Raw genomic sequence first — 2732 nt, 5'->3', positions numbered from 1 at the left:
TCCCGGCTTGGATATGTAGCCGCGCGTTACAGTCTTGCGCCTCGAACGGTTACGAAATACAGGGGGGAATTTTCCCAGAAATTAGCGGAGATGATATTAATGCCTCCCGGTGATGGCGATAATTTTTATTTAATTCCGGGCATAAATAATTAATCTTTATAAGTTGATAAAATTAACTTGATAGAGTAAAATTTATTCACCTAAAATTATTTAAAATAAGAAAGGAGCGAGCATTATGTTAAATGCCTTCGGAAAATGGTTACGCAAGTTCCGGATAGATAATGGGCTTTTATTAAGAGATATGGCGGGAACACTAGATGTATCTTCAGCCTTCCTATCTTCTATAGAAACAGGACGTAAAAGTATCCCTGACGGCATTGTAGGCAAAATTTGCGACCGGTATCGGCTTGATGATGAGGCTCGTATTTCCTTGAATGAGGCAGTTGAAGGGTCTGTGTCAAAATTAAGTCTCGATTTATCAAAAGTAAATACGAAAGACAGATGTCTTGTATGTACATTTGCTAAACGCTTCCCTGATCTGAGTCCGGAAGACAAAGTAGAAATTTTAAAGATTTTATCAAAGGCAGGTGATTAATAGTGTATGAAAAAGGTATAAAAGTTCCCCCTAAGAGTCGTTCAGAAATAGAATCCATAGCTTGGGGAATTCGTAAGATTTCCGGCTATTCTAGTAATGTTATTCCGTTTCCTGTTATGGATTTTCTTGAGCATAAACTTTCTATGATTATTCCTGATTTTGATTACGAAATCGTAGAAGATGGAACTCTAAAAGCGAGAGCTATAACTTATCCGGATCAGAAGCTGATACAGATTGAAGAAGCTGTTTACAACGGAGCTTGTGATCACGTAGGGAAAGACCGCATGACTATATCTCACGAAATAGGACATTTGATTATGCATCACGGCGTTCCTATGGCGAAAAATTATGAGCAGGTCAGCATGAAAATTTACGAGGATTCCGAGTGGCAAGCTGATGTTTTTGCTGGTGAGTTATTAGCTCCGATCAAACTTATTAAAGGCATGATGATTGAAGATATTGCTTACGAATGCAAGGTGTCTTATAAAGCAGCCAACGCTCAATTCAGAGCTTTATACAAAAAATTACGCTGTGCTTAGATAAGATGGCGGCTTGTCTCCACACAGCGAAGGGAAATAGAAGGGCAGCTAGTACCCCTAAGATTTGTTGATTGATTTTATAGTTAACGATTAATTTTAAATTATTTTAAATTCAATCTCATATCTTAGCAAGCATAAAAATTTCTGCCCTAGAAAGGAGATACCACAGATGAAGAAAAATTTAATGTCTCTCGTAGGTGAGGCAGCTCCCAAAGGTATGCGCTGGGTATTTTGCAGGTTTCGCAGGGTCAGAAATTCAGAACGCAGACTGGACGCGTGGGATTACGGTTACAATTGCTGGGCTTTCTTAGTAAGAGCAAAAGATTAATTGTTTAATGATTTTGTCGCAAAAAAAACGCAATACCATTTTAACGGCGTTTATAAAGTGCTTTACAAATAAAAAAATGCGCTAAAATATTATCATTGCGAAAAGTAGACGAAAAAGGACTCTTTAACCGGAGTTCTTTTTTTAATGCGCAAAATTTTATTCAGGAGTGATTATCATGATATTAGGCGGATGGAATTTAGACGAAGTAAAAGGCTGTAATCTCCCCCAGAAAGTACAGACAGCATTCACGGCGGTAACGAGCGGACTAACCGGCGCAGATTATGAACCTGTAGCCTATTTAGGAAGTCAGGCAGTCAATGGCACAAATTACAAGATATTAGCTCTGATGCATTACGTAGTTGCTAACCCTGAGAAGCGTTTAGTCAAGATGATAATTCACGAGGAGCTTGACGGATCTGTGCGTCTTGTCTCGACCAGCGGGACGGATTTATAAAAAAATTTTTTAAGCGTTTCGGTTTCCTACGAGGTGAAAAATGCAAATCGAGTATTTAAGCGTCTCCGAGTTAAAGCCGTATGAAGGCAACCCCCGAATTCATAACGAAAAGCAGATAGAGAAATTAATATCAAGTATTCAGGAATTCGGATTTGTCTTACCGGTCTTGATAGATTGCGAAAATGTCATAATAGCCGGTCATGCAAAAGTTTTAGCCGCTCTGAAAATAAATATGCCTGAAGTACCCTGTGTCCGAGCCTCGCACTTGTCGGAAGCGCAGAGAAAAGCATATATCTTAGCTGATAATAGACTGGCCGAAGATTCAGAGTGGGACAAGAATTTACTCAAGACAGAAATGCTGAAATTGCGCGATGATTACGGACTTGAACTAGAATCAACAGGCTTTGAGTCTCGTGAAATATTGCGCCTGCGTATGGACATAGCCGAAACGCCTAAGAATGAAGATTTACTGCCTGAAGAAGTCAAGAACCCGGTATCACAGCCCGGCGATATTTGGCAGTTAGGAGAACACAGAATAATTTGCGGTAATTGCACAGACCCCGACACAGTGAGCAAATTACTTCAAGGTGAGAAGCCTCACTTAATGATTACAGATCCGCCGTACGGGGTGAATTACGATCCTGCATGGAGGAATCAGATTCGAGACTCGCAAGCTCTGAGAACGGGCAAAGTGTTAAACGATGATAAAGCGGACTGGCGCGAGGCATGGGCTTTATTTCCCGGTGATGTAGCTTACGTGTGGCACGCCTCTATGCACGCTCAGGAAGTTATAGAGAGTTTGCAGGTTTGTAATTT

At 40.4% G+C, this 2732-nt stretch carries 5 protein-coding genes; all 5 read left to right on the top strand.

Features of this window, described 5'->3' with window-relative positions; translation table 11 throughout:
- Window positions 1-235 precede the first annotated feature (235 nt).
- On the top strand, window positions 236-595 hold the full coding sequence (locus tag IJS99_09520; protein MBQ7562049.1) for a helix-turn-helix transcriptional regulator: 360 nt from the start codon (window positions 236-238) through the stop codon (window positions 593-595).
- Window positions 596-597: 2 nt separating this feature from the next.
- Entirely contained in the window at window positions 598-1134 is a 537-nt protein-coding gene (locus IJS99_09515; protein MBQ7562048.1) for an ImmA/IrrE family metallo-endopeptidase, read from the top strand.
- Window positions 1135-1303: 169 nt separating this feature from the next.
- Entirely contained in the window at window positions 1304-1462 is a 159-nt protein-coding gene (locus IJS99_09510) for a hypothetical protein (protein ID MBQ7562047.1), read from the top strand.
- Window positions 1463-1637: 175 nt separating this feature from the next.
- Window positions 1638-1916: a hypothetical protein gene (locus tag IJS99_09505; protein ID MBQ7562046.1), complete on the top strand. Its 279-nt coding sequence runs from the start codon at window positions 1638-1640 to the stop codon at window positions 1914-1916.
- A 40-nt stretch (window positions 1917-1956) separates the two neighbouring features.
- Window positions 1957-2732: site-specific DNA-methyltransferase (locus tag IJS99_09500; GenBank protein ID MBQ7562045.1), on the top strand; the 776-nt coding region annotated here is incomplete at its 3' end.

This window comes from Synergistaceae bacterium, assembly GCA_017444345.1.
Taxonomy (GTDB): Bacteria; Synergistota; Synergistia; order Synergistales; family Aminobacteriaceae; genus JAFUXM01.
Note: the sequence above shows the minus strand (reverse complement) of the source record. Positions and strands in the feature narration are given on the sequence as shown.